Below are 4,994 nucleotides of genomic sequence, written 5' to 3' on the forward strand. Positions count from 1 at the left end.
GCTGTGCGATGAGGGTTCCCGATGGCGATGTTCGCGCGCTGCTCAGCGCAGAGAGGCGCAGATCATGGGGCGTCAGACGCTCGATGTCCGCGATGCTCAGGGCGGTCGTGAACCATGAGTTCATTCCCTGCTGGGTCTTCGCGCGCCGCAGGTGCTTGCCCTCCAAGTCGGTGAAGACGAGATCGTCGGCCGGTTTGCCACTGCAGAGTCGCTGAACGATGACGCTTTGAGCGCGTGCTTCTTGTTCCGCAGCCAATCGACGCCGAGCGCCCCCACGGTGATACGAGCTTCACCGGGGTCGGTGTATGAACCGTTCGATCTCGAGACAGCGGTGTGTGCCAGGTAGAGCTCGGCCTCCCGCTTGGTGCGAAAGCCCTTCTTCTCGACCTGCTTCTGCTGATCATCGCGCCAACGCACGCGATACCGTATGCCGGACCCGATCTCGTAGGCAGTGATGCTTCCCATGGTTAACCTCGCGGCAAGGGCAGCCCGGACCGGGCCGCCATCGTCCGATTCGGTGGTGCCCCGTGCGCGTCATGTGGAAAACTGTCGGCAACTGCACCTAAGGAAGGATCTTCCTCGTCGGACGGTCCGCACTCAACCCTCGCTCGAGAGGAGCTCGGGTGTGGCGGGCATTGTGCTTCGGGCACTGATGACGGACAACGAATCCGTCGAGCATGAAATCGTCCCGTCGGCCGATCGGCATACGCTGTCGGTGATGCCGACCGAAGGATTCGCCGTGTCCTACGAGAACATTCCTGACCACCACATCCCGGCTGCGGATGAGCCGAGTGTTCCTGAGCTCGAGGCTGACAAGAACATCCCGCCGCGGCCGGAGGAGGAGATCGCCGACGTGCTGCGCGCCGAGCCCGACCTCGAGGACCGCAGCGGGCATCCAGAGGCCTGAGCCACGTCAGATGACGAGCCCTGCGGGCGCCTCATCGAGTTGTAGACGCCCGTCGCGTTTCGTAATACGATTATCGCGTGGGTGGCGAAGAGACGATCAACGGTGTCCCTGTTACCGAGGAGCAGATCTCGGCGTGGGCGACGGAGGCTGAAGTCGGTTATGACGTTGACGCTCTCAAGCGGCGAGGACGTGGGCGGCCCGGCCGCGGAGCGGAGCCAGCCCAGGTGGTCGCCCTTCGTCTGACAGCCGATGAGCTCGCCGCTCTTGATGCCCGCGCCGCACGGGAGCACAAGTCGCGCTCTGAGCTGATCCGTGAAGCGATCGCCGCGTACGCGGCGTGAGGATTCACGACACCGCACTCAAGCACGGCATCGATCCCGAGGACATCATGCGGGCCGCCGCTTGGCCGCTATGGATCGAGGACCTCGACGACGACTCGCCTGCGCGTCAGCTTCGCCTCGGGTTCGACACGCAGGGACGCTTGCTGGAGAGCGTGGTACTGATCTTCGACAGCGGCAACGAACTCGTCATCCATGCGATGAAAGCGCGACCTCAGATGCTCGACCTCTTGCCGTAGACACTTCGGCGTGTTCGTGATCGCCGACGATCACGTGCTGACTCCTCCGCCGGTCTGCGGTTGTGCTGATGTCACAGCCTCTGGTCGGCCTGGCTGCGCAGGAGAAGTGTTCGGGCATGAATGAACTACTGATCGGATACGCTCGCGTCTCCACATATGAACAAGATCTGACCGCCCAACGAATCGCCCTCGAGCGCCTTGGGGTCGACCCCGCCTACATCTTCACCGACCATGGGCTGACCGGCACCAACCGGTCACGCCCCGGCCTTCGTGAAGCACTGGCTGCCTGCCGAAACGGCGACACGCTCGTCGTGGCGAAGCTGGATCGGCTGGCTCGTTCGCTTCGCGATGTCAAAGACATCGTCGACGAACTGACGGCCAAGCACGTCAAACTCAGCATCGGCGGCTCGGTGCACGATCCACTCGATCCGGTGGGCAGACTGCTCTTCAACGTTCTTGCGATGGTCGCAGAATTCGAGTCTGATCTGATCCGAGCTCGAACGCGCGAGGGGATGCAGGTAGCAAAGGCCAAGGGGCGGCTTCGCGGGAAGCAGCCGAAACTGTCCATGCCTCAGCAACGTCACTTGATGGAACTGCAAAGCGCCGGCACTCACTCAACGACCGAGCTCGCCGAACTGTTCAACGTTGCCCGCTCCACGATCTATAGGACCATCGAGCGACAGAACCGCACTGCGAGGAGCGGCCGTCCTTAGCCGGGTGACGCTACGACCGGGGTCGCGTATGCGGATCCCTGAGTGGGACTGACACTCCAGTTGCGATCAGCACCCGCGGTTTCGGGACATCTCGCTCCCCGCTGGACGACCGATTCTGCGTGACTCCGAACTTCGAGGTTGCGGCGCGATGTCCGTTTATGTTGCGGTCCGGACATGTAGAAGGTAAGAGTTCATGATCAGGAGGTCATGTGTCCCGTGACGGCGACGACGTGTCGGGTCAGCTTGTCTCGGCAGATCCCGTGCAGGACGCACGTGTCGATTCGGTCGGAGTCGCACTCCTCTAGGCCCGGGAGTGATTCTCGGCCAGACCACCCCATGGTGGAGGCGCGCGGTGCGCCCCTCAGGTGGATCCCGCTGCGCGACGATCAGGTCGCGCGCGGCCTAGCCCGGTAACGCAATGCTGCAGGATAGCGAGGTGAGTTCCTACACGCGTCCTTCGATCGATGCGCCGGTGTTCCGTGACGCCAACGGTCAGGTCATCGACTACGGCAACCGTTGGAGCGGGTCACCGCCGGAGGATACCTACTCCGTGGACACGCACCCGGAGCGGTTCGCGCCGGTGCACACCGTCGCCGACGCCCTCATCGCCCATCTCCGTGATACCTACGACGTTGCGGTCGAGGAAGGTGAGGAGATGGCGGCGGATCTGCTTCACCCGGCCTTTCACGACGTGGTGCGCGCCGTGCGGATGCGGCCGAGTGATGCGGCGTGCGCGTGCCTGACGCTGGTCTTCACTGCCTACCCGGGGGTCTACATGCATGCGGGACTCCTCAACGACTTCCATTACCCGGTCTGTGGTTGCGACGCCTGCGACTCGAACTGGCAGGCCGAGGCGGACGACCTTGAGCGGCAAGTGCTCGCGATCGCCGCCGGGCACTATCGCGAGACCATCGAGCGGCGAGGACTCGATCCCTGGGTGGGATACTCGTTCACTCTTACCGACGGCGCGACCTCAGCAGGATCCCGCGAGCAAGGCCTGTCGCTTGAGCGTTTCAACGCCGCAGAGTCGATCCTCCGGAAGCTCCCCGCAGGATGGTCCGAGTGGCCCAGGTCGGCTTCAACATCGTGATCAACACGGCCTGAGACCGTAGGCCGATGGTCGTGCGGGCCAGTGCGGAGCTCAGAGCGCGAGAAACATTCTTTCCACGCCGGGCCGTAGGGGTGTGGGGTGCCGCGTGAAGCCGGCGCGCTCGTAGGTGCGTGACGCAGGGCCGTTGCCCGCGATGACGTTCAGTTGGATCTCGTCGGCATCGAGTTCTCGCGCTCGTGCGATGGCGAGGTGGATCAGGGCGTGTGCGAGACCGCGGCCGCGCTTCTCCGGATCGATGATGACGCGACCCAGGCGGGCGGTGCGATGGTCGAGGGTGAGGTCGAAGTGCCCGACAGCAGTCAACTCCTCGTCTACAGCGATCCAGGCGGAGAATCCGTCGAGCAGTTCCATGTCGATCAGTTGCTCCGCGGTGAGTGGCCACTGCAACCGGGGGCCGGTAAAGAGGTTGAGGGCGTCGGCGTCGGGGATCCAGCCCGTCACGGTGGAGAGGTCCTCTCGATTCCGTTCACGTGCTCGTAGCATGCAGCCATCCTCCACCCCGCCGAGCATGCAAGACGTTCCGGTCGAGCTGGTCTCGGACTCGTTCCTCCCTGCTACCGCGCTCGGGATGTGAGATGTTCCGTATGTGGATCCGGTCGCGGGAGGTTTGCTTACCTCGCATCGTTGGTGTTGGGGGTTGCCGCGATTAGGTTCAGTGATAGCAGCTGTTGAACGCCCATAGTCGGTGCATCACAATCCGTCCGATCGAAATCGTCCATCGGCAGAAACCCGGAGGAGGCGGCATGCGAAAGGCACTGACGGCTCGAAGCATTGCGGTGATCTCAGCTTTCCCCGCCGCAGCTGCATTCATGCTTGCGATCGTGCTTCCCTCACAGTTCGCCGCCCTGTGCTGGGGTGCCGGCATCCTGCTACTGGTGACGGCACTCACTTCGGCCATCGTGGGGTTTCGAGCCATCAGCTCATCCTCAGAGCGATCGTAGGTCGGGTCCCGCAGGCGGATCCTTCATCGCGAGGGCGTCCGAGGCTCGAGGTATCATCAGCCGGTGGCAGAACTGTTCCAGATCGTTGTTGATGGCGAGACGTTCGACGTGCGTAACCAGGAAGGCTCCATGCAGTTCTCCTGGCTTAGCGGACCGAACGCGGGTTACGGGTTCGCGACGGGTCGATCAGATGGCGCACCGCCAACCGAGGAAGAGGCTCGCGCTCAGGCGCGATCATTCCTCCTGGCGATTGATCCGGCCACCGGCTACGTCGCCGAATAGCGATCCAGAACCGAATGGTCGCGGCATCCGCCTCGACACGGATCGACGTCGCGGCGACAGCGCTTGAAATCATCAGGACAAGAGCGATCGCCGCGCCGACCCCGAAGAGGCGGCCGGCGCGACGGAGTCATCGCCGCCGGGGCGGAATGCGGCGGCCGTCATGATGATGCTGAGTGCCCCGAAACACGCCACCAGCAGGACGCGTACCCACAACGAAATGCGGACGCCGGAGTGGACGACGTTCGACGCGGCCGGGCATCGAGCCTATGCGGGAGGCCGATCAGTCCGTGGACCACAGCACGACGTGGTCAGACGGGGAAGCCGGTCGGTGAGGGCCCGGTGCCGCGCGAAGCGGCATCCGGTCGAAAGCGCGCGGGGTCAGCCGCGTCCGGCGACCACGGCTTCGGCGAGGGCGATGGCCAGTGCCTGGGCTGGCCCCGACACGTTGATCCAGTCCGGCCCC

8 protein-coding genes are annotated in these 4,994 nt (G+C 64.0%); 6 read left to right on the forward strand and 2 right to left on the reverse strand.

The genetic code is table 11. The annotated features are described in order from the left end of the window. Positions 1–120 precede the first annotated feature (120 nt). A complete protein-coding gene (locus QZV84_RS02145; RefSeq protein ID WP_292824625.1) occupies positions 121–465 on the reverse strand; it encodes an Arm DNA-binding domain-containing protein in 345 nt (114 codons plus the stop codon). Between the two features lie 253 nt (positions 466–718). Between QZV84_RS02145 and QZV84_RS02150 the strand changes: the two genes are divergently transcribed. The 5 genes from QZV84_RS02150 to QZV84_RS02170 all read left to right on the forward strand — a co-directional run bounded on the left by QZV84_RS02150 (position 719) and on the right by QZV84_RS02170 (position 3,287). Further along, positions 719–907 carry a hypothetical protein gene (locus QZV84_RS02150; RefSeq protein ID WP_292824627.1) on the forward strand — a complete coding sequence of 63 codons (189 nt, stop codon included), beginning with the start codon at positions 719–721 and terminating at the stop codon, positions 905–907. 77 nt (positions 908–984) lie between these two features. Beyond that, positions 985–1,248, forward strand: coding sequence for a ribbon-helix-helix protein, CopG family (locus QZV84_RS02155; RefSeq protein ID WP_292824629.1), 264 nt, complete (start codon positions 985–987; stop codon positions 1,246–1,248). Continuing rightward, positions 1,245–1,484, forward strand: a complete 240-nt coding sequence (locus tag QZV84_RS02160; protein WP_292824631.1) for a toxin — start codon at positions 1,245–1,247, stop codon at positions 1,482–1,484. The genes QZV84_RS02155 and QZV84_RS02160 overlap by 4 nt, the downstream gene beginning before the upstream one ends. Before the next feature lie 116 nt (positions 1,485–1,600). Beyond that, complete coding sequence (locus QZV84_RS02165; protein WP_292824647.1) at positions 1,601–2,197, forward strand: recombinase family protein; 597 nt, start codon at positions 1,601–1,603, stop codon at positions 2,195–2,197. Between the two features lie 418 nt (positions 2,198–2,615). Then, positions 2,616–3,287 (forward strand): DUF6226 family protein, encoded by a 672-nt coding sequence (locus QZV84_RS02170; protein ID WP_292824633.1) that lies wholly within the window; start codon positions 2,616–2,618, stop codon positions 3,285–3,287. A gap of 51 nt (positions 3,288–3,338) precedes the next feature. Here the strand turns inward: QZV84_RS02170 and QZV84_RS02175 are convergent, their stop codons facing one another. Next, positions 3,339–3,818, reverse strand: coding sequence for a GNAT family N-acetyltransferase (locus QZV84_RS02175; protein ID WP_292824634.1), 480 nt, complete (start codon positions 3,816–3,818; stop codon positions 3,339–3,341). A 494-nt stretch (positions 3,819–4,312) separates the two neighbouring features. On the opposite strand from QZV84_RS02175, the gene QZV84_RS02180 reads away from it, so the two are divergent. Then, complete coding sequence (locus QZV84_RS02180) at positions 4,313–4,531, forward strand: hypothetical protein (protein WP_292824636.1); 219 nt, start codon at positions 4,313–4,315, stop codon at positions 4,529–4,531. The last annotated feature ends 463 nt before the right edge of the window (positions 4,532–4,994 follow it).

It is taken from the genome of Microbacterium sp. (assembly GCF_011620715.1).
Classification (GTDB): Bacteria; Actinomycetota; Actinomycetes; order Actinomycetales; family Microbacteriaceae; genus Microbacterium.

What these genes read in the sequence shown, in the direction of transcription:
- QZV84_RS02145 (WP_292824625.1), bottom strand. Translation starts at nt 465, where the DNA reads ATGGGAAGCATCACTGCCTACGAGATCGGGTCCGGCATACGGTATCGC.
- QZV84_RS02150 (WP_292824627.1), top strand. Translation starts at nt 719, where the DNA reads ATGCCGACCGAAGGATTCGCCGTGTCCTACGAGAACATTCCTGACCAC.
- QZV84_RS02165 (WP_292824647.1), top strand. Translation starts at nt 1,601, where the DNA reads ATGAATGAACTACTGATCGGATACGCTCGCGTCTCCACATATGAACAA.
- QZV84_RS02170 (WP_292824633.1), top strand. Translation starts at nt 2,616, where the DNA reads ATGCTGCAGGATAGCGAGGTGAGTTCCTACACGCGTCCTTCGATCGAT.
- QZV84_RS02175 (WP_292824634.1), bottom strand. Translation starts at nt 3,818, where the DNA reads ATGCTCGGCGGGGTGGAGGATGGCTGCATGCTACGAGCACGTGAACGG.